Below are 18,728 nucleotides of genomic sequence, written 5' to 3' on the forward strand. Positions count from 1 at the left end.
CGACCATCTTAACCCCTTGATGGCGGATCGGATCAGAGGCCCTTTGCTCTCCCTGGACTTGGGCCCGGCTCAAGACGCGATCATATATATTGCTGTCGTATCCAGTCACGCTGTTGATTGCCAGGAAGGCAGCCGTCCATGGAGAAGATTGATCTCTTCACCCTCATCTCGCTCATTGTCGCGGTCATCGTGGTCTTGAAGCTGAGAAGCGTTCTCGGACGCCGCACGGGTGACGAGGAAGCGCGCGTCGAGCGCTACCGGGCCGAGCGGGCTGCCCGGCAAGGCGGCGCACCGGCCTCGGCGAGCGACAATGTCGTCGCCATGCCGCGGCGCGAGCGCGACGCGGTCGCCGCTACCCCGGCTGCCGAAGTGACGCAGGCAGACGCCGAGGAGCGCATCAAGACCTACCCGAGCGTCGAGGCGGCGGCGCGCACCGGCCTTATCGACATCGCCCGGCTCGATCCGGCGTTCGATCCCGACGTGTTCATCCGCGGCGCCAAGCAGGCCTATGAGATGATTGTCACGGCCTTCGCCGAGGGCAACCGCAAGCTGTTGAAGGATCTCTTGAGCCGCGACGTCTACGACGGCTTCACGCGCGCCATTTCCGATCGTGAGAGCCGCGGCGAGCAGGTCGACCAGAGCTTCGTCGGTATCGACAAGGCCGACATCATGGAGTCGGAGGTGAAGAGCGGCATCGCCTCGATCACCGTCCGCTTCGTCAGCCAGCTCATCTCGGCGACGCGCGACAAGGCGGGCGCCATCATCGGCGGCGATCCGCAGCGCATCAAGGAAGTCACCGACATCTGGACGTTCAGCCGCGACGTCTCGACGGCGAAGGCGCGCGCCAATCCGAACTGGCGCCTCATCGCCACGCAGTCGCCGGCCTGAGTTGCAGCGCGCGCGGAGGCGCGTACCGGGAGACGCATTGGCCGCGCGCACGGCGGCGCTGGGATCAAGGGGGAAGTCGCACGCGACCATGGCAGATGCACGCGCCTTGGCTGCTGTGAGATGGAGGGCGACGGCGTCGGCCGTGGCCGTCTTCGTTGTCGCCGGAGGAAGCTACGCCGAGCCCGCCAGCAAGCTACCCCCGCAGTCCACCATACCTCAGCCAGCGATGAGCAAAGACGCAACGCCGCAGACCCCGGGGACGAAACTGGCGCCCGCCAAGCCGCCCGAGGCCAAGCTGGAGCGCGTGACGTTCGGCGATCTGCCAAGCTGGGAGGCGGACGAGCACCTGGCAGCCTTCAAGACGTTCCTCAAGTCGTGCGAAGCGACCATCAAGGCGGCCGCCAAGCCCGCGAGCGGCGCCCCCGCGCAGTGCAAGGTGCCGAGCGGGGAGCTGGCCGCCGCCTGCCGCGCCGCGCAAAACCTGAAGGCACCGACCAAGGCGTCGGCCAAAGCCTTCTTTGAAAATCAGTTCGTGCCGCATCGGATTGCGCATGCGAAAGGTCAGGGACTGCTGACCGGTTACTACGAGCCGGTGCTCGAAGGCTCGCGCACGGCGCAGGGCAAGTTCCAGACGCCGGTCTACCGGCGCCCGCCCGACCTCGTGAACGTCGTCGCCGAGGCGGACCGCGCCTCGATGCCCACCGGCCTCACCCACGTGCGCCAGACGGCCGCCGGCGTCGCGCCGTTCCCGACGCGGGCGGAGATCGAGCAAGGCGCGCTCACCGGTCAGAGCCTGGAGCTATTGTACCTCGAGGATCCGGTCGAGGTGTTTTTCATGCACATTCAGGGGTCGGGGCGCATCCACCTCACCGACGGGACGACGGTGCGCATCAACTACGATGGCAAGAACGGTCATCCCTATTCCTCGATCGGCCGCTACCTGATCGATCAGGGCTTGGTGGATGCGGGCAAGATGTCGATGCAGGCTCTGGGCAAGTGGCTGCGCGCCGACAAGGAGCGCGGCCAGAAGGTGATGTGGCAGAACCAATCGTTCATCTTCTTTCGCGAGCTCGACGACAGCGATGGCCCGATGGGCGCCATGCAGGTGGCGCTGACGCCGGGGCGCAGCCTCGCCGTCGATACCGGCTATCACACGCTGGGCACGCCGATTTATCTGAGCGTGCCGGAGCTTGCACATGCCGCAAAGCGTGGCGGTTTTAATCGTTTGATGGTGGCGCAGGACGTAGGCTCGGCGATCAAGGGACCGGAGCGCGGCGACATCTACTTCGGCTCGGGCGTCAAAGCCGGTAAGCTGGCGGGCACGACCAGGCACGCGGGCAATTTCTACGTGCTGCTACCCGCCGTCACGCAGACCGCCGGGCAGGGAATTAGGTTCGGCGAGCGCCTGCCATGGGAAACGATCGTGAAGGCCGCTCCCTGAAGCACCCGCCGGGCAAGCGGGGTGCGCGGCTGTCGCCGGAGGAGCGCGAGCTGTGGGAGCACACGGCGCGCAGCATCGAACCGATCAAGGGCAAGAAGCAGCGCGTGCACACGGCGCTCGAGGACGGCGAGCCTGCACCCAGACACGCCAAGCACGAAGCGGCCAAGGCGGTCGCGCTAAAGAAGCCCACGGGCGCGGCCCCGACGCCGCCGGCTAAGGCCCAGCCCGCGCCACCGGCGCCATCGCCCATCGCGCTGGCGCGGCGCAAGGCGCGCAAGCTCAGTTCCGGGCGCATCGACATCGAAGCACGCATTGATCTGCACGGCATGCGCCAGAGCGAGGCGCACGCCGCGCTACGCCGGTTCCTGCAGCGCGCCTATGCCGACGGCAGGCGTTGGGTGCTGGTGATCACCGGCAAGGGCGCGCCGGCTCGCTCAGCATACGACGAGAAGCTGGAGCATGAAGGGTCGGAGCGCGGCATCCTGCGGCGCAACGTGCCGCGCTGGCTCGCCGAGCCCGGCCTCGCGCCCATCGTCATCGGCTTCACCACCGCCGCCATCCGCCACGGCGGGGAGGGCGCTCTCTATGTGCACCTGCGCAAGCGCGGCTCTCCAGAGCGCAGTTGACGCCGGGCGCCTCGGTAACCTCTCCCCATGGGAGAGGTCGTTGACATCCCGCGCAGCTACGGGCAGGCGGCGGCGAGCTTGTCGAGGGCGGCGCTGAGGCCCGAGAGCGAGTAGGTGTCGGTCGTCGCCGTGCCTCGCGCCGAGGTGGCTTTGACGAAGGCGTTCGACCCCTTCTTCATGGCCTCGACGAGCTTCAGCTCCTCTTGCGGATCAGAGACGAATCCGCGCTCGCCTTTGACGAACAGCTTGAAGGTGTCGGTGCCGACGGTGACCGACATGTCGGCATCCGCCTTGATCGGATAGCCGACCTTGACGCTCGGCTCCGTCTTCACGCCATCCTTAGGCCAGGCCGAGATGTAGAAGAAGATCGGCCCACGGTTGGCTCCTAGCGGCTCCACCGCCTGTGGCTGCGCGGCGATGAAGCAGACCGCCTTCGGCGTTGCCGTGTCCGCGTAGAGGCTCCAGGCGCCTTGCTTCTCGACGAGGTCGACGGTTTGAGCCGCGGCCCCGCCAGCGAGTGCGAGGGCCACGGTGGCTGACGCCAAGGTTGTGCGCATGAGGGTCCCCTCCCCAGGATCGAAGCGCGATTTTAGGTCAGCATATGCACCCTTGCGGGCCCCTGTCACCCTTCCCGGCCGGTCTTACCCCCGGTTCTCGGCTGCTGCCGGACGCGGCTTTGGCCGGAAGCTTCCGGGCCGCCTTCGCGCATCGGGCGGTCGGCGAAGCGGGCCAGCGACCGCGTGCGGTCGTACATGACGATGGCGCCGGCCATGGCGACGTTGACACAAAAGCTGGTCGGGATGCGCACCACATAATCACAGCGGGCGAGCAGCCTTTCCGACAGCGAGCCCTGCTCCGGGCCGAGCACGTAGGCGGCCCGCAATGGATGCCGGAAGCTCGGCAGATCGATAGCGTTGTCAAGGAGTTCGATGCCGACGAGCTTGCAGCCGTGGGGCAGCGCCATGTCCTCGATGGTGGCCCAGTTGTAGTGCGGCACGTGGAGCTGGCTCTTAGAGGTGTCGGCGAAGGCCTCGAGCGCCCGGTAGGTGGCGCCGACGGTGAAGGTGAAGCTCGCCCCGAAGCCGTGCGCCGAGCGCATCAGGTTGCCGAGGTTCAAGGATTTCGACATGCGCTCGGCGCCGATGGCGAAATAGCCACGGGGCGTGGGGGGCCAGTTGGCGGCGGGTCGGTCGGTCATGCTTGAGCACTCGAGCGCAGCGGCTTGCGGTGCGCGGCAGGGCGTGGTGGAAGGGCAGCAAATTACTCTGCCGGCGGGAGGTTTTACATGAAAGCGGCGCTTTGCAAGAGCCTCGACGGGCCGGCAGGGCTTATCGTCGAGGACATTGCCGAGCCGCACCCCGGCCCGGGCGAGGTGCTGATCGCCGTGAAGGCGGCGGCGCTCAACTTCTTCGACACGCTGATCACGCGTGGCAAGTATCAGGCGAGACCGGAGCTGCCGTTCTCGCCTGCGGCCGAGGTGGCAGGCGTCGTCGCGGCGCTGGGGCCCGACGTCACCGGCGTCAAGGTGGGTGATCGCGTCGCCGCCTACGTGGGCTGGGGCGGGGCGCGCGAAAAGGTCGTCGCCAAGGCCGACGCGGTGGTGGCGATCCCTGACAGCGTCAGCGATGCTGTCGCCGCCGGTATTTCCGTGACCTACGGCACAGCCATCCACGGGCTCAAGGACCGTGCGCGGCTGAAAGCCGGCGAAACCGTAGCAGTGCTCGGCGCCGCGGGAGGGGCGGGCCTCGCCGCGGTGGAGATCGCCAAGCTGATGGGCGCGCGTGTCATCGCCGTCGCTTCGTCCGCGGATAAGCTTGCTGTCACCCGCGCACATGGTGCGGACGAGGCCGTCAACTACGCCAGCGCCGACTTGAAGGATGGCCTGCGGGCGCTAACCGGGGGACGCGGCGTCGACGTCGTCTACGACTGCGTCGGCGGCGATTCCTCGGAAGCCGCGCTGCGTGCCATGGCCTGGCAGGGGCGCTTCCTGGTCGTCGGCTTTGCTTCCGGCGACATCCCAAAGATTCCGCTGAACCTCTTGCTCTTGAAGGGCTGCGACGCCGTCGGTGTGTTCTGGGACGAGGCGGTGAAGCGCGATCCGGGCGCCAATCGCGCCAACATGCGCCAGGTGCTCGACTGGGTGGCGCAGGGGCGGCTCGCCCCGCGCATCCACGGCACCTATCCTCTGGAGAAGATCCGCGACGCGCTGGCCGTGATCGATAGGCGCGAGGCGGTCGGCAAGGTCGTGCTGACGCTGTAATTCGCGAAATCGGACTGTCGTTCAGAGAAAATTTGCCATGTTGGCGCGATGCTGCGCTCCGGTCCTGTTGCGGAGCGTCCGTGTGGCGATGCGTGCTTCCCGCTTTGCCTTGCTTCTGCTCGGCGCCGTCGCGGCGCTGATGGCGGTCTATCAGCCGGCTGTCGCCGAAGGGTTCTTCTCGCGGCTGTTGGGCTGGGGCAGGTCACAACCCGTAGAGCGGCGCATGGAGCCGCCGACATTTCACTTCGGCTATGGCGGCCAGCGCTTCGAGTACGGGCGCGGCTTTTCCGACTACGGCTGGCCGCAGGACTATGCGCGCTACCGGACGCTGTGCGTGCGCACCTGCGATGGGTTCTATTTCCCCATCAGCGACAACGTCGGGCGCGAGCGCCTCTACCAGGATGCGCGCACGTGCACGGCGCGCTGCGACGGCGAGGCGCAGCTCTACTACTACCCGCTAAACGGTGGTGGCGTGGAGACTATGGTCGATATGGGCGGGCGCCCGTACGCGCAGATGCCGAACGCGTTCCTCTACCGCAAGACGCTGGTTGCGGGCTGCACCTGTAAGCCGGCGCCGTGGTCGGCGGAGGCGGCGGCACGGCATCAGGGCTACAAGGACGAGGCGCGCGCGCTCGCCGAGATGGGCAGTGATCGCGATCAGCGCTACGCCGGGCCGCGGGGCGATGGCGGCGAGATCGAGGCCTACCTGATGCGCGAGGGCGGCGCCCCGCAGCAGACGCCGTGGGACGGCGGCGTGCGGCGATACTAACAGCACCGATCTGCCATCCCGGGCGAAGCGAGCATCATGGCGAAGCCATGCTTCGCAGGGACGCGAGCGAGACCGGGGACCCAGCGCCAAAAGCGTCGAAGACGCCATAGTTACGGAGCCTTCGGCAAATCTCTCCTGGGTCCCGGCTCTGCGGTCGCTTCGCTTCGTTGGTCGGGATGACAGAGCGCGAGGCTACCAGCCGTAGTCGAGGTCGAGGTCGCCCGCGTATTCGCCGCCGCGCAGGTTGAACGCTTCCTCGATGACGTACGGCCCGCCGCCGCTCTTCGGCTTGGACGAGAACAGCACGAAGCGCGACACGATGAACGGCTTGGAGCGAAAGGCGCCGATGCGCTGCAGCACGCGCGCTACCTCGTCGGCGCTCGCGTACTTGAGGCGGGCGAGCGTGACGTGCGGCTTGAACTGCCGACCCTCGGGCGGCAGGCCGGCGGCACGCGCGGCGCGGTCGTTGGCGCGCGCCAACGCTTCGAGCGGCGCGGAAGCTTCGGTGCCGGCCCAGATCGAGCGCGGCTCGTTGCCGCCGAAGACGCCGAGGCCCGCGAGGCGCAATTCGAAAGCGTCGACGTCGATCGTCTCCAGCCGGTCGGCGAATTCGGTCGCCTGCGCGTTGTCGACGTCGCCGACGAAGCGCAGCGTCAGGTGCAGGTCGTCCGGCTCCAGCCAGCGGCCGCCCCCGGGCAGCGGCACCTTCAGCCGCGCGATCTCCTCGCGCTGCTCAGCAGGAATTTCGATGCCCGTGAACAGGCGCGGCATGGCTAGTGTCCCGCTTCCGAAGCTCGCCTGAGCTCGTCGCTGGGTTGGGGGGCGAGCTTCGGAAGCAAGAGGGACACTAGAACCATAGGTTTCCTAGTGTGATGATCGAGAAATTCGCTCGATATCTTGCCACTGATGACGGCGAATTTCTCGATCATCACACTAGTGCCTTTCAGCTCTTTCCGGCGGCGCGCCGCGCCGTGGCCCTGGCGATCAGCTCCTCGACGGAGGGGATGATCTGGCGCACGATCTCGGCGACGCCCTTGGAGTTCGGGTGCATGCCGTCGTTCTGATTGAGCTTGGCGTTGAGAACGACGCCTTCGAGAAAGAAGGGATAGAACACCAGCTCATGCTCCTTGGCGAGAGCCGGGAAGATGGAGTCGAAATCCTCCGCGTAGGTATCGCCCCAGTTGGCCGGCGAGCGCATGCCGGCGAGCAGCACGGGAATGCGCCGCTGGCGCAACTTGAGTACGATCTTCTGCAGGTTTTCGCGCGTCACTTCCGGGCTTATGCCGCGCAGCGCGTCATTGGCGCCGAATTCGAGGATGACGGCATCGACGTCGCCGTCGATCGACCAATCGAGGCGCGCAAGGCCGGCGGCCGTCGTGTCGCCGGCGACGCCGGCGTTGCTGACGACGACATTGTGGCCGCGCTCTTTCAGCGCTTTCTGCAGCTGCGCGGGGAACGCCTGGCTCTGGCGCAGGCCGTAGCCGGACGCAAGGCTGTCGCCGAAAGCGACGATGCGAATCGGTTTGCCCGTCTCGCCGCTCGAAAATGTGGCAGAGGCGAAAAGCAGAATGCCCGCCAGCATGTTGACGAGCACCGTTGTGGACACCACCTGTCCCAGGGCCAATACGTTGCGTCTTATCGGCATCGGCTTCATGTTTCACTCGCCAGAGTAGCAACGGCCCTTATGACGTAAAGGCGCCGTCAAGTTGAGACAAGTGTCCTTCGCCAACAGCCACGAGCAGATGAGATCGTGAAGAAGCCGATTGTCGTTTTGAAGGACGTGCGCCTTACGCTGACCAGCCGCGCGGGGCCTGTGAGCATCCTGCGCGACGTCGACCTCGACGCGCGCGAGGGCCAATCGCTGGCGGTGGTGGGACCGTCCGGCTCTGGCAAGACGTCGCTGCTGATGGTGACGGCGGGGCTCGAGCGGGCGACGAGCGGCAAGGTGCAGGTCGCCGGTCACGACCTTGCGGGGATGAGCGAGGACGAGCTGGCGCTGATGCGCGGCGCCGAGATCGGCATCGTGTTCCAGTCGTTCCATCTCGTGCCGACCATGACGGCGCTGGAGAACGTGGCGCTGCCCTTGGAGTTCGGCGGGGTTCCCGATGCGCAGGCGACGGCGCGCGAATTGCTGCAGGAGGTCGGCCTCGGCCATCGCACGGATCATTTTCCGGCGCAGCTTTCCGGCGGCGAGCAGCAGCGCGTCGCCATCGCGCGGGCGCTGAGCCGGCGGCCGAAGCTCATTCTCGCCGATGAGCCGACGGGAAATCTCGATCGCAAGACCGGCGGGCACGTGATCGATCTGTTGTTCGGCCTGCAGCGGCGGCGCGAGGCGACGCTGATCCTCGTCACGCACGACGAGCGCTTGGCGGCAGCGTGCGACCGCACCATCCGCATGGCCGACGGGCGCATCGAAAGCGAAACGGAGGCCCTCGTCTCGTGACCGCGACGGACGCGCTCAACCCGGCACCGCGCATCGGCGAACGGCGGCGACTGCCCCTCCTCATCGGTATCGCCGCGCGCGAGTTGCGCTCCGGCCTCGCAGGCTTTCGCATCTTCATCGCCTGCGTGGCGCTGGGCGTGATGGTGATCACCGGTGTCGGTGCCGTGTCGGATGCGCTGCGCGCCGGCTTCGAGCGCCAGGGCGAGGAGATTCTCGGCGGCGACGCGACGCTGGCGCGCACGCACGTACGCGCCGAGGGCGAAGAGCGCGCCACGATCGACGCATTCGGGCGGGTGAGCGAGAGCGCGACCATGCGCACCATGGCGCGGCGCCCCGACGGCGCCGACCAGGCGTTAGCCGAATTGAAGGCAGTGGACGCCGCCTATCCTCTGGTCGGCAAGGTGGAGGTGGAAGGCGGCAAGCCGCTGCAGGAGTCGCTCCGCGCCGGCGCCGTCGTCGATCCGGCGCTGCTCGAGCGATTGAAGCTGAAAATCGGCGACGACATCGGGCTCGGCGCGGCGCAGGTGAAGGTCGCCGGCGCGTTGAAGTCGGAGCCCGACGGCATCACCGACCGCCTGACCTACGGCCCGCGCGTGCTTATTTCGCAAGCGACGCTCGACAGATCGGAGCTGATCAAGCCTGGCACGCTGGTGCGCTGGCGCTACGCGGTGAAGACGGGCGAGGCGCCGGCGCGAGAGGACGAGCTCATGTCGCTGCGGCAGAGGATCGAGGCGGAGCTGCCCGAGGCCGGCTTCACCATCGCCGACCGGCGCGATCCCTCGCCGCAGGTGAGCCGCTCGCTGGAACGGCTGCGCCAGTTCTTGACCCTTATCGGCTTGACGGCGCTGCTCGTCGGCGGCGTCGGCATCGCCAACGCTGTGGCGACGTTCATCGACAAGCGGCGCAAGGTCATCGCCACCATGAAGAGCATCGGCGGCACGAGCCGCATGGTGCTCGGCATTTTCCTCGCCGAGGTGCTGGCGGTGGCGGCCATGGGTGTCGTCATTGGCCTCATCCTCGGCACGCTGGCGCCGTTCGTGCTCGATGCGTTGTTCGGCGACATGCTGCCGATCGCGGCCGAGATGACGGTAACGCCGCTGAGCATCGTAACGGCGCTCGTCTACGGCTTCGGCGTGGCGCTGCTGTTCACGCTGTGGCCGCTGGGGCGGGTCGAGCGCGTCAGCGCCTCGATGCTGTTTCGCGACGAGGTGGCACACGAGCGCGCGCTGCCGCGCGCATGGGTGATTCTGACGACGGTCGGCATCGCCGCGGCGCTCATCGCCTTTGCCATGCTGACGTCGGATTCAAGAAGCATCGCCATCTACTTCTCGGCCGGGCTCATCGTCGTCTTCGCGGTGTTCTACGCGCTCGGCTGGGCAGTGACGTGGATGGCGCGACGCACGCCGCGGCCGCGTCTGCCGGAGCTGTCGCTGGCGCTCGGCAACCTCGGTGCGCCCGGCGGCCTGACGCGCTCGGTGGTGCTGTCGCTTGGGGCAGGGCTTTCGCTGCTCGTCGCCGTGGCGCTGGCGGATGCCTCGCTGGTGCGCGAGCTGCAAGAGCGCCTGCCGACGAGCTCGCCCGACTATTTCGTGCTCGACGTGCCGAAGGAGGAATACGCGGCGATGCGCGAGATGATCGCAGTCCGTGTGCCCGGCAGCGTGCTGGACGCCGCACCCATGCTGCGCGGACGGCTAGTGCGCCTCAACGACGTGCCGGTGGAGGAGGTCAAGGCGCCGCCCGAAGCGCAGTGGGTGCTGAGCGGCGACCGCGGCCTGTCGTATTCCGACGAGGTGCCGCGCGGCTCGCGCGTCGTCGCCGGCGCGTGGTGGCCGAAGGAGTACGACGGCGAGCCGCTCGTGTCGTTCGAAGCCGATCTCGCCGGCAAACTGGGTCTGAAACTCGGCGACAAGGTCACCGTCAACGTGCTGGGGCGCAACGTGACGGCAACCATCGCCAACCTGCGCGAGGTGAAGTGGGAGAGCCTCGCCATCAACTTCGTGATGTTGTTCTCGCCCAACACGCTGGCCGGGGCACCCCATAACCTGCTGGTTACGATCTCGCTGCCGCACACCACGCCGCTCGCAGCCGAAGGGGACGCGATGCGCGAGCTGAGCAAAGCGTACCCCTCGATCACCGCCATCCGCGTCAAGGACGTGCTGGCGATGTTCAACTCGGTATTCGCTAAGGTGATGACGGCGGTGCGCGCCGCCGGCAGCGTGACCCTTCTCGCCGGCGCGCTGGTGCTGGCCGGCGCGCTGGCCACGGCGCAGCGGCGGCGCATCCTCGAGGCGGTAATCCTCAAGACACTGGGAGCGACGCGCCGGCGGATCCTCGCCTCCCACTTCCTCGAATACCTGCTGCTGTCGGCGGTGACGGCGCTGTTCGCCGTGGCGCTGGGCACGCTCGCGGCGTCGATAGTCGTCACCCAGCTCATGCACATCGCCTTCGCCTTCTCTGCGGCCGCGGTGGCGCTTGCCCTCGCCTTGTCGATGGGACTGGTGTTCCTGTTCGGCAGCGCCGGCACCTGGGCGGTATTGCGGGCGCCGGCCGTGCCTTACCTGCGCTCCGAGTAAGCCATTGATTAATTGGTAGCCTTTCAGGCGGGATAAATTCTTCGTCAGGACGGCGACTGCCCGCGGGTGCGCCTTGAAAGCGACCCGTGGGCAGAGCATATTCCAAGCGTGATTTGGCGCCTATCGCCGAAACAAAGGGATCTTAGGGAAAAACAATGGCTCAGCTCGACCCCAGGTACGCACAGTCCGGTTACCCGGCCCGCACGACGGCCGCGGTAGACGAGGGCCTGCGCTCCTACATGCTCGGCGTCTACAACTACATGGCCGCCGGCGTGGCCCTGACGGGCATCGCGGCCTATCTGACCTGGTCGTTCGCCGTTGCCGACGGCCAGCTCACGCCGTTCGGCCAGATGCTGTACAATTCGCCGCTGAAGTGGGTCGTCATGCTCGCCCCGCTCGGCTTCGTGCTCTACATGTCCTTCAGCGCCGAGCGGATGAGCGTCGGCGCCGCGCAGCTAGCGTTCTGGCTGTTTGCAGCCGTGATGGGCGTGTCGCTGTCGTCGATCTTCCTCGTCTTCACCGGCCAGTCGATCACGCAGATCTTCTTCATCACCGCGGCGACGTTCGGTGCCCTCAGCCTATGGGGCTACACGACCAAGCGTGACATCTCCGGCTGGGGCTCGTTCCTGTTCATGGGCCTCATCGGCATCATCCTGGCTTCGCTCGTCAACCTGTTCCTGCAGTCGAGCGGCCTGCAGTTCGCCGTGTCGGTAATCGGCGTGCTGGTGTTCGCCGGCCTCACCGCCTACGACACGCAACGCATCAAGGACGGCTACCTGATGGTGGCCGGCAATGCCGAGCTGGCGGCCAAGAGCGCCATCATGGGCGCCCTGAGCCTCTATCTCGACTTCATCAACATGTTCATGATGCTGCTCAACTTGTTCGGCAACCGCGAGTAAGCCGAACCGGCACTGCCAAGGCGAGGGCCCCGGTTTTCCGGGGCCCTTTGCTTTTTGGGCGCACCGAACTGTCATCCCGGCCAAGCGAGCGGATGCGAGCGCCGAGCCGGGACCCAGCATGAAAGCCGCCGAAGGCGACGATGATTTTGCGTCTTCGACGCGCTTGACGCTGGGTCCCGGATAGCCTCCGCGTCCATGCGGACGCTCGGCTTCCGGGATGACAATCACAGCTAGCTACGCGGTGACGAGGCGCGGGCGGCCTTCAAGCACGGTCAGAACGCGCATCAGATCGTGGCCGCGCTTCAAGACGAGCCCGGCCGGCGCCACGACGCTGTAGGCGCCCTGCTTGCGCGCCAGCTTCGGCGCCTTCTCGATGCGGAACAGCGGGATCTCGCTGGAGCGGCGAAAGATCGAGAACACGGCGCGATCGCGCTCGATGTCGATGGCGTAGTCGCGCCATTCACCGGCAGCGACCTTGCGGCCATAGACGGCGAGAATGGCGGTCAGCTCCTGGCGGGTGAAGGTGATGCAGCGCAGAGCGTCTGAGGCCTGGCTCGAGGCGGCGTGAGGACCGCGAAAGCCGCCCGCTCGGGGCGGGCTGAAAATTATCGGTTCGGATTCGCTCAACGGCGCCTCCCTGTCGCGATATCGTCATGATCGCGCCGCTCGCAGCCGATTTCAAGCCTCACGCGTCGAGCACTCATCACGGGCATATGCATCAGGTGTGCGCAATCGGCGCAGGGGAGCACGGAAATTCCCCGACATCGTCAAATTCGCGGCCAGCCCTCGACAATCATCCGCCCCAAACGACTGCGAGAGTGACCACCGTTGCCTCTAGACCCGGTCCGGCGAAGCAGCTCGGACTCTCAGCCCCCCAGCCCCCCGGGCAGCTTCGAGGACCGGGTTTTAAGGCACACTTCCCGTAGTACTTTCTCCCCCCAAGTTGAGACGGGCCGGTCCCCACCGGCCCAATTTTTTTTGCCATGTCGCATTGGACGCAAGCGCGCCGATGTCTACCTTGCAGACCGCACCGACGACGGGCGGCAGGGAGCGAGCGACGTGACGAGGATAGCCGACAAAGCAAAGGCAAAGACTGCGGCGGGCAAGAGGGCTTCAGCCCGGATCGCCAAGGCACGCTCGCAAGCGCCGGCGCGCAAAAAGCCCGCCAACCCGCTGCTGGCGCGCTGGAGCGCTCCCTTTGGCCTGCCGCCGTTCAAGAGGATCGAGCCCAGGCACTTCAAGTCGGCGTTTGCCGTCGCGCTGAAGGAGCACAAGGCGGAGATCGCGCGCATCGCCGGCGAGAAGGCGAGGCCGACGTTCGCCAACACCATCGGCGCGCTGGAGAAGAGCGGCCGGCTGCTCGAAAAGGTTGCTTCCGTCTTCTACAACCTCTCCGGCGCGCACACTAACGAGGCGCTGCAGGCCATCGAGCGCGACATGGCGCCGAAGATGGCCGCGCACGAGACGGCGATCATGCTCAACGGCAAGATCTTCAAGCGCGTCGAGGATCTCTATGCGCGCCGCGATGCGCTCGACTTGACCAACGAGCAGCGGCGCGTGCTGGAGCTGCGCTACAAATGGCTCATTCGCGCCGGCGCCAAGCTCAATGCCAAAGAGAAGGCGCGCGTCGCCGAGATCAACCAGCGGCTGGCGAGCCTCGCCACGCAGTTCTCGCAGAACGTGCTGAAGGACGAGCAGTCCTGGCGCATGGTGCTGGAGGAAAGCGATCTCGACGGCCTGCCGGACGCGCTGCGCGAATCGGCGGCGCGTGCCGCTGCCGACATGGGCCTTGCCGGCAAGTATGTGATCACGCTGTCGCGCTCCTCGATAGAGCCGTTCCTGCAGTTCTCGGCGCGCCGCGATCTGCGCGAAGAGGCGTTCAACGCCTGGATCAAACGCGGCGAGATGGGCGAGGAAACGGACAACCGCGCCATCAGCGCCGAGATCATCGCCCTGCGCGCCGAGTTCGCCGCTCTGCTCGGCTTCAAGAGCTACGCCGCCTACAGTCTCGAAGAGACCATGGCCAAGACGCCGGGAAGCGTGCGCGATCTGCTCTCGGCCGTGTGGGAGCCGGCGGTGAAGCGCGCCGCGGACGAGCGCGAGGCGCTGCAGGCCCGCGCGCGTGCCGAGGGTGGCAACTTCGCCATCGCCCCGTGGGACTGGCGCTACTATGCGGAAAAGGAGCGCAAGGCGCTCTATGATGTCGACGAGGCCTCGACGCGCCCGTACTTGACGCTCGACAACGTCATCGCCGCCGCATTCGAGACGGCGAGCCGGCTGTTCGGGCTCAAGTTCAAGGAGCTCCCCGACGCGCCGCGCTATCACGAGGACGTCCGCGTGTGGAAGGTGACCGACAAGCGCGGCAAGCACGTCGGCCTGTTCCTCGGCGATTACTTCGCGCGTCCCTCGAAGCGCTCGGGCGCGTGGATGTCGGCGTACCGCTCGCAGTCGAAGGTGGCGGGCGAGATTTCCCCGATCATCGTCAACGTGATGAACTTTTCGAAGGGCGAGGAGGGCGCCCCGAGCCTGCTATCGCTCGATGACGCGCGCACACTCTTCCACGAATTCGGGCACGGCCTGCACGGGCTCTTATCGGACGTGACCTATCCGTCGATCTCGGGCACGTCGGTGACGCGCGACTTCGTCGAGCTGCCCTCGCAGCTCTACGAGCACTGGCTGATGGTGCCGGAGACGCTGGAGCGGTTCGCCGTGCATCACGAGACGGGCAAGCCGATGCCGGCCAAGCTCGTCTCCCGCATCAAGAAGGCGCGCAACTTCAACCAGGGCTTTGCGACCATCGAGTACCTGGCGTCTGCGTTCGTCGACATGGAGCTGCACGCGCGCGAGGAGGAAGGCGCCATCGACGTCGGCGCCTTCGAGCGCGACACGCTTTCGCGTCTCGGCATGCCGAGCGAGATCGTCATGCGCCACCGCATCCCGCACTTCCTGCACATCATGGGCGGCTACGCGGCCGGCTACTATAGCTACCTGTGGTCGGAGGTGATGGATGCCGACGCGTTCGCTGCCTTCGAGGAGGCGGGCGATGCGTTCCATGCGGCGACGGCGAAGAAGCTGCACAAGCACATCTACTCGGTCGGCAACGCGCGCGATCCCTTGGAGGCCTACGTCGCCTTCCGCGGCCGCCCGCCGGAGATCAAAGGCCTCCTGAAGAAGCGCGGACTTGCAGGTTGACACTGAACAAGCCGTGAGTTCAGAGGCTACCACAGCCCGGTCCAGGCGGCGCCGATGATGGGGCCGGCCTTGCCCTCCTGCAAAAGGATGATGGCGGCCTCGGTCTCGGGGCGCATGACGGCGGTGCGGGTGAGCTGCAGGCTCAGCGCCTTGCCGTTCCAGGAGCCGACGGGCAGCATCTCGCGTACGATGTTGGTGTAGGCGAGCGTTCTGCCCTTGTTGTCGCCGCGCTCGATGGGCACCTCGGTGCGCTTCTGCACCACTGCGAACCAGATCGTGGCCTCTTTATACGTACGCCCCGGAGGCGCATCGCCGGCTTCGATCTTGATCGAGTTGCGCTCGTGCCAGAAGCGGATCGGCACGCGCGCCCCGGCGAGGGCGATGTTGCTGACCTTGATCGCCTCCTCGATGGCGGCGGGGTCGGAGCCGTTGACACCGATCATGCCGTTGACGACCACCTGCGGCGTGTAGATGGCGCCATCGCCGCGCGCCTTGGCGTAGGCTCGCTGGCGCTCCGAGTTCTTGTCCGAGGCGAGGGTGTCCTTCCAGCCGAGATAGTCCCAGATATCGACGGGGAGGGTGATGGCGATAATGTTCGGCCGGTCGGCGAACTTAGCGAGCACCTGGTCGGCCGGCGGGCAGGTGTCGCAGCCCTGGCTGGTAAACAGCTCGAGCACGTCCTTGGGCGGCCCGAACGACGGGTTGATGCCCGGGGCGTCCTGCGTCAGCGCGCCGGAGGCCGGGAGGAAAAGAGCCAGGGTGAGGGCAACGAAGGGGGCCAGCCGCATGCGCGCAAAATACACCGAAAGAAGCCGCTCCATAAGACTAGGGAGGGGGGTGTAACGCTACAACAGAACTCACGAAAGAGTGTTTTCGCGGGTAGCCCGGGGAAGGCCGACCGCATGCCTCAAGCGGCGGCGAGGTTGCGCAGGACGTAGTGCAGAATGCCGCCGTTCTTGAAGTACTCGAGCTCATCGAGGGTATCGATGCGGCAGAGGATGGGCACCTTCTTCACGGAGCCGTCGGCGGCGGCGATCTCGGCCGTCATCTTCTGGCGCGGCTGGATGGAGGTCAGACCCGGGATGTTAACGATCTCGTCGCCCTTCAAGGCCAGCGACTGCCAGCTCGTGCCCTCCTCGAACACGAACGGCACGATGCCCATGCCGACGAGGTTGGAGCGGTGGATGCGCTCGAACGACTGGGCGATGACGGCACGCACGCCCAAGAGGTTGGTGCCCTTCGCCGCCCAGTCGCGCGAGGAGCCGTTGCCGTACTCGACGCCGGCGAAGACGACGAGCGGGGTGCCTTCGGCCTTGTAGCGCATGGCGGCGTCGTAGATCGGCATCTGCTCGCCGGATGGATAGTGCACGGTCCATCCGCCTTCCTTCACATTGCCGGCGGCGTCGCGCACCATGTGGTTCTTGATGCGGATGTTGGCGAAGGTGCCGCGCATCATCACCTCGTGGTTGCCGCGCCGCGTGCCGTACTGGTTGAAGTCGGCGACGGCCACGTTGTGCTCCAACAGGTATTCTCCGGCAGGCGAGGACGGCTTGATCGAGCCGGCAGGCGAGATGTGGTCGGTGGTGATCTTGTCGCCGAACAGTCCGAGGATGCGCGCGCCCTTGATGTCGGTGATCTTGCTCGGGTGCTTGTCGATGCCCTCGAAGTAGGGGGGATTGCGCACGTACGTCGATTGATCGTCCCAGGTGTACGTCTCACCACCCGCCGTATCGATGGCGCGCCAGCTGGCATCGCCGTTGAACACGTCGGCGTAGCGGTCGAGGAACAGTTCGCGCGTGATGTTCTCTACGATGAACCGGTGAATCTCGTGCGAGGACGGCCAGATGTCCTTGAGGTAGACGGGCTGTCCGTCGCTGTCCGTGCCGAGCGGCTCCTTGGAAAGGTCCTTCTGCACCGTGCCGGCGAGCGCGTAGGCGACGACGAGGGGCGGCGAGGCGAGATAGTTCGCCTGCACATCGGGACTGACGCGGCCCTCGAAGTTGCGGTTGCCGGAAAGGACGGCGGCGGCGACGATGCCGTTCTCGTTGATGGCGGCTGAGATCTCCGGTGCCAATGGCCCCGAGTTTCCGATGCACGTGGTGCAGCCGAAGCCGACCAGGTTGAAGCCGAGCTGGTCGAGGTAGGGCTGCAGGCCGGCCTTGTCGAGATAAGCGGAGACGACCTGCGAGCCGGGTGCCAACGAGGTCTTCACCCACGGCTTCGATTTGAGGCCCTTTTCGACCGCCTTCTTGGCGAGCAGCCCGGCGGCGATGAGCACGCTCGGGTTCGACGTGTTGGTGCAGCTGGTGATAGCGGCGATGACGACGTCGCCGTGCCCGATATCGAAGTCGCGGCCTTTGACGGGGGCCCGCTCGCGGAGCTCACCCGGCTTCTTGTATTCGCTCTCCAGCGCCTTGGCGAAACCCGCCGCGACGTCGGTGAGGGCGATGCGTCCCTCAGGGCGTTTGGGACCGGCCATCGACGGCACGACGGAGCTAAGATCGAGCTCGAGCGTGTCGGTGAACACGGGATCGGGCGAGCCGGAAAGGCGGAACATGCCCTGCGCCTTGGCGTACTCCTCGACGAGCGCGATGCGCGCGGCCTCGCGCCCCGACATGCTGAGGTAATTGAGCGTCTCGGCGTCGATGGGGAAGAAGCCGCAGGTGGCGCCATACTCGGGCGCCATGTTGGCGATGGTGGCACGGTCGGCGAGCGGCATCGAATCGAGGCCGGGACCGTAAAACTCGACGAACTTGCCGACGACGCCCTTCTTGCGCAGCATTTGCGTGACGGTGAGCACGAGGTCGGTCGCTGTGACGCCCTCGGTCAGCTTCCCGGTCAGCTTGAAGCCGATCACCTCGGGCAAGAGCATCGACTGCGCCTGGCCGAGCATGGCAGCCTCCGCCTCGATGCCGCCGACGCCCCAGCCGAGCACGGCGAGGCCGTTGACCATGGTGGTGTGGCTATCGGTGCCGACGAGCGTGTCGGGATAGGCGAGGGCGGTGCCGTCGGGATAGGTGCGCGTCCATACCGTCTGGGCCAGGAACTCGAGATTGACCTGATGGCAGATGCCGGTGCCGGGCGGCACGACGCGGAAATTGTCGAAGGCGCCCTGCCCCCATTTGAGGAAGTTGTAGCGCTCCAAGTTGCGCTGGTACTCGTATTCGACATTGTGTGCGAAGGCCTGCGGCGAGCCGAACTCGTCGACGATCACCGAGTGGTCGATGACGAGATCGACGGGAACCAGCGGGTTGATCTTCTGCGGATCACCGCCGAGGCTCTTCATGCCATCGCGCATGGCGGCGAGGTCGACGACGGCGGGCACGCCGGTGAAATCCTGCATCAACACGCGCGCCGGGCGAAAGCCGATCTCCTTGCCGGCCTTGCCCCGGTCGGTCAGCCAATTGGCCACGGCCTCGATGTCGGTCTTGGTGACGGTGCGGCCGTCTTCGTGGCGCAAAAGGTTCTCCAGCAGGACCTTCATGGAGAAGGGTAGCTTGGAGATGCCGGCAAGGCCTTTCGTCTCGGCCTCGGGAAGGGAGTAGTAGGTATAGGTCTTGCCGCCGGCGGAGAGCGTTCTGCGGCACTTGAAGCTGTCCAGCGACACCGGCTGCGCGTCCTTCAAAATCCTTCTCCT

The 18,728-nt window shown here is 66.5% G+C and carries 16 protein-coding genes; 9 read left to right on the plus strand and 7 right to left on the minus strand.

All coding sequences use genetic code 11. From position 1 onward, the window contains the following. The first annotated feature begins 138 nt into the window (after window positions 1-138). From F9K20_RS01560 to F9K20_RS01570, 3 genes are all read left to right on the plus strand, one after another. Complete coding sequence (locus F9K20_RS01560; protein ID WP_290997061.1) at window positions 139-888, plus strand: Tim44/TimA family putative adaptor protein; 750 nt, start codon at window positions 139-141, stop codon at window positions 886-888. Window positions 889-1,030: 142 nt separating this feature from the next. Beyond that, window positions 1,031-2,329, plus strand: coding sequence for an MltA domain-containing protein (locus F9K20_RS01565; RefSeq protein ID WP_290997062.1), 1,299 nt, complete (start codon window positions 1,031-1,033; stop codon window positions 2,327-2,329). Beyond that, window positions 2,299-2,955 (plus strand): Smr/MutS family protein, encoded by a 657-nt coding sequence (locus F9K20_RS01570; protein WP_290997063.1) that lies wholly within the window; start codon window positions 2,299-2,301, stop codon window positions 2,953-2,955. The genes F9K20_RS01565 and F9K20_RS01570 overlap by 31 nt, the downstream gene beginning before the upstream one ends. Before the next feature lie 56 nt (window positions 2,956-3,011). Here the strand turns inward: F9K20_RS01570 and F9K20_RS01575 are convergent, their stop codons facing one another. Both F9K20_RS01575 and F9K20_RS01580 read right to left on the minus strand, forming a co-directional pair. Further along, window positions 3,012-3,512 carry an invasion associated locus B family protein gene (locus F9K20_RS01575; protein WP_290997064.1) on the minus strand — a complete coding sequence of 167 codons (501 nt, stop codon included), beginning with the start codon at window positions 3,510-3,512 and terminating at the stop codon, window positions 3,012-3,014. Between the two features lie 65 nt (window positions 3,513-3,577). Next, window positions 3,578-4,153: an RNA methyltransferase gene (locus tag F9K20_RS01580; protein WP_290997065.1), complete on the minus strand. Its 576-nt coding sequence runs from the start codon at window positions 4,151-4,153 to the stop codon at window positions 3,578-3,580. 87 nt (window positions 4,154-4,240) lie between these two features. Here F9K20_RS01580 and F9K20_RS01585 point away from each other — a divergent pair, with 87 nt between their 5' ends. Beyond that, on the plus strand, window positions 4,241-5,215 hold the full coding sequence (locus F9K20_RS01585) for an NADPH:quinone oxidoreductase family protein (RefSeq protein WP_290997066.1): 975 nt from the start codon (window positions 4,241-4,243) through the stop codon (window positions 5,213-5,215). A gap of 88 nt (window positions 5,216-5,303) precedes the next feature. Beyond that, window positions 5,304-5,984, plus strand: a complete 681-nt coding sequence (locus F9K20_RS01590; RefSeq protein WP_290997125.1) for a DUF2865 domain-containing protein — start codon at window positions 5,304-5,306, stop codon at window positions 5,982-5,984. 192 nt (window positions 5,985-6,176) lie between these two features. Here the strand turns inward: F9K20_RS01590 and thpR are convergent, their stop codons facing one another. Continuing rightward, window positions 6,177-6,755 (minus strand): RNA 2',3'-cyclic phosphodiesterase, encoded by a 579-nt coding sequence (thpR, locus tag F9K20_RS01595; RefSeq protein ID WP_290997067.1) that lies wholly within the window; start codon window positions 6,753-6,755, stop codon window positions 6,177-6,179. Window positions 6,756-6,927: 172 nt separating this feature from the next. Beyond that, window positions 6,928-7,638: an arylesterase gene (locus tag F9K20_RS01600; RefSeq protein ID WP_290997068.1), complete on the minus strand. Its 711-nt coding sequence runs from the start codon at window positions 7,636-7,638 to the stop codon at window positions 6,928-6,930. A 96-nt stretch (window positions 7,639-7,734) separates the two neighbouring features. On the opposite strand from F9K20_RS01600, the gene F9K20_RS01605 reads away from it, so the two are divergent. The 3 genes from F9K20_RS01605 to F9K20_RS01615 all read left to right on the plus strand — a co-directional run bounded on the left by F9K20_RS01605 (window position 7,735) and on the right by F9K20_RS01615 (window position 11,899). After that, a complete protein-coding gene (locus tag F9K20_RS01605) occupies window positions 7,735-8,427 on the plus strand; it encodes an ABC transporter ATP-binding protein (RefSeq protein WP_290997069.1) in 693 nt (230 codons plus the stop codon). Further along, the gene (locus tag F9K20_RS01610) at window positions 8,424-11,000 is read left to right on the plus strand and encodes an FtsX-like permease family protein (protein ID WP_290997070.1); all 2,577 of its coding nucleotides are present in this window, start codon (window positions 8,424-8,426) and stop codon (window positions 10,998-11,000) included. The genes F9K20_RS01605 and F9K20_RS01610 overlap by 4 nt, the downstream gene beginning before the upstream one ends. A gap of 155 nt (window positions 11,001-11,155) precedes the next feature. After that, window positions 11,156-11,899 (plus strand): Bax inhibitor-1/YccA family protein, encoded by a 744-nt coding sequence (locus F9K20_RS01615; RefSeq protein ID WP_290997071.1) that lies wholly within the window; start codon window positions 11,156-11,158, stop codon window positions 11,897-11,899. A 234-nt stretch (window positions 11,900-12,133) separates the two neighbouring features. Here the strand turns inward: F9K20_RS01615 and F9K20_RS01620 are convergent, their stop codons facing one another. Then, entirely contained in the window at window positions 12,134-12,526 is a 393-nt protein-coding gene (locus tag F9K20_RS01620) for a DUF2794 domain-containing protein (protein ID WP_290997072.1), read from the minus strand. A 495-nt stretch (window positions 12,527-13,021) separates the two neighbouring features. Between F9K20_RS01620 and F9K20_RS01625 the strand changes: the two genes are divergently transcribed. Next, window positions 13,022-15,091 carry a M3 family metallopeptidase gene (locus F9K20_RS01625; protein ID WP_290997126.1) on the plus strand — a complete coding sequence of 690 codons (2,070 nt, stop codon included), beginning with the start codon at window positions 13,022-13,024 and terminating at the stop codon, window positions 15,089-15,091. Window positions 15,092-15,117: 26 nt separating this feature from the next. Here the strand turns inward: F9K20_RS01625 and F9K20_RS01630 are convergent, their stop codons facing one another. Both F9K20_RS01630 and acnA read right to left on the minus strand, forming a co-directional pair. Continuing rightward, window positions 15,118-15,894, minus strand: coding sequence for a DUF1223 domain-containing protein (locus tag F9K20_RS01630; protein ID WP_290997073.1), 777 nt, complete (start codon window positions 15,892-15,894; stop codon window positions 15,118-15,120). Window positions 15,895-15,998: 104 nt separating this feature from the next. Beyond that, window positions 15,999-18,698 (minus strand): aconitate hydratase AcnA, encoded by a 2,700-nt coding sequence (gene acnA, locus F9K20_RS01635; RefSeq protein WP_290997127.1) that lies wholly within the window; start codon window positions 18,696-18,698, stop codon window positions 15,999-16,001. Between the last annotated feature and the right edge of the window lie 30 nt (window positions 18,699-18,728).

This window comes from Hyphomicrobium sp. (assembly GCF_009026145.1).
GTDB lineage: Bacteria > Pseudomonadota > Alphaproteobacteria > Rhizobiales > Hyphomicrobiaceae > Hyphomicrobium_A.

Coding starts and splice junctions, on each gene's coding strand:
- F9K20_RS01560 (WP_290997061.1), top strand. CDS start 139: ATGGAGAAGATTGATCTCTTCACCCTCATCTCGCTCATTGTCGCGGTC.
- F9K20_RS01590 (WP_290997125.1), top strand. CDS start 5,304: ATGCGTGCTTCCCGCTTTGCCTTGCTTCTGCTCGGCGCCGTCGCGGCG.
- F9K20_RS01575 (WP_290997064.1), bottom strand. CDS start 3,512: ATGCGCACAACCTTGGCGTCAGCCACCGTGGCCCTCGCACTCGCTGGC.
- F9K20_RS01615 (WP_290997071.1), top strand. CDS start 11,156: ATGGCTCAGCTCGACCCCAGGTACGCACAGTCCGGTTACCCGGCCCGC.
- F9K20_RS01580 (WP_290997065.1), bottom strand. CDS start 4,153: ATGACCGACCGACCCGCCGCCAACTGGCCCCCCACGCCCCGTGGCTAT.
- F9K20_RS01585 (WP_290997066.1), top strand. CDS start 4,241: ATGAAAGCGGCGCTTTGCAAGAGCCTCGACGGGCCGGCAGGGCTTATC.
- F9K20_RS01600 (WP_290997068.1), bottom strand. CDS start 7,638: ATGAAGCCGATGCCGATAAGACGCAACGTATTGGCCCTGGGACAGGTG.
- thpR (WP_290997067.1), bottom strand. CDS start 6,755: ATGCCGCGCCTGTTCACGGGCATCGAAATTCCTGCTGAGCAGCGCGAG.
- F9K20_RS01570 (WP_290997063.1), top strand. CDS start 2,299: ATGGGAAACGATCGTGAAGGCCGCTCCCTGAAGCACCCGCCGGGCAAG.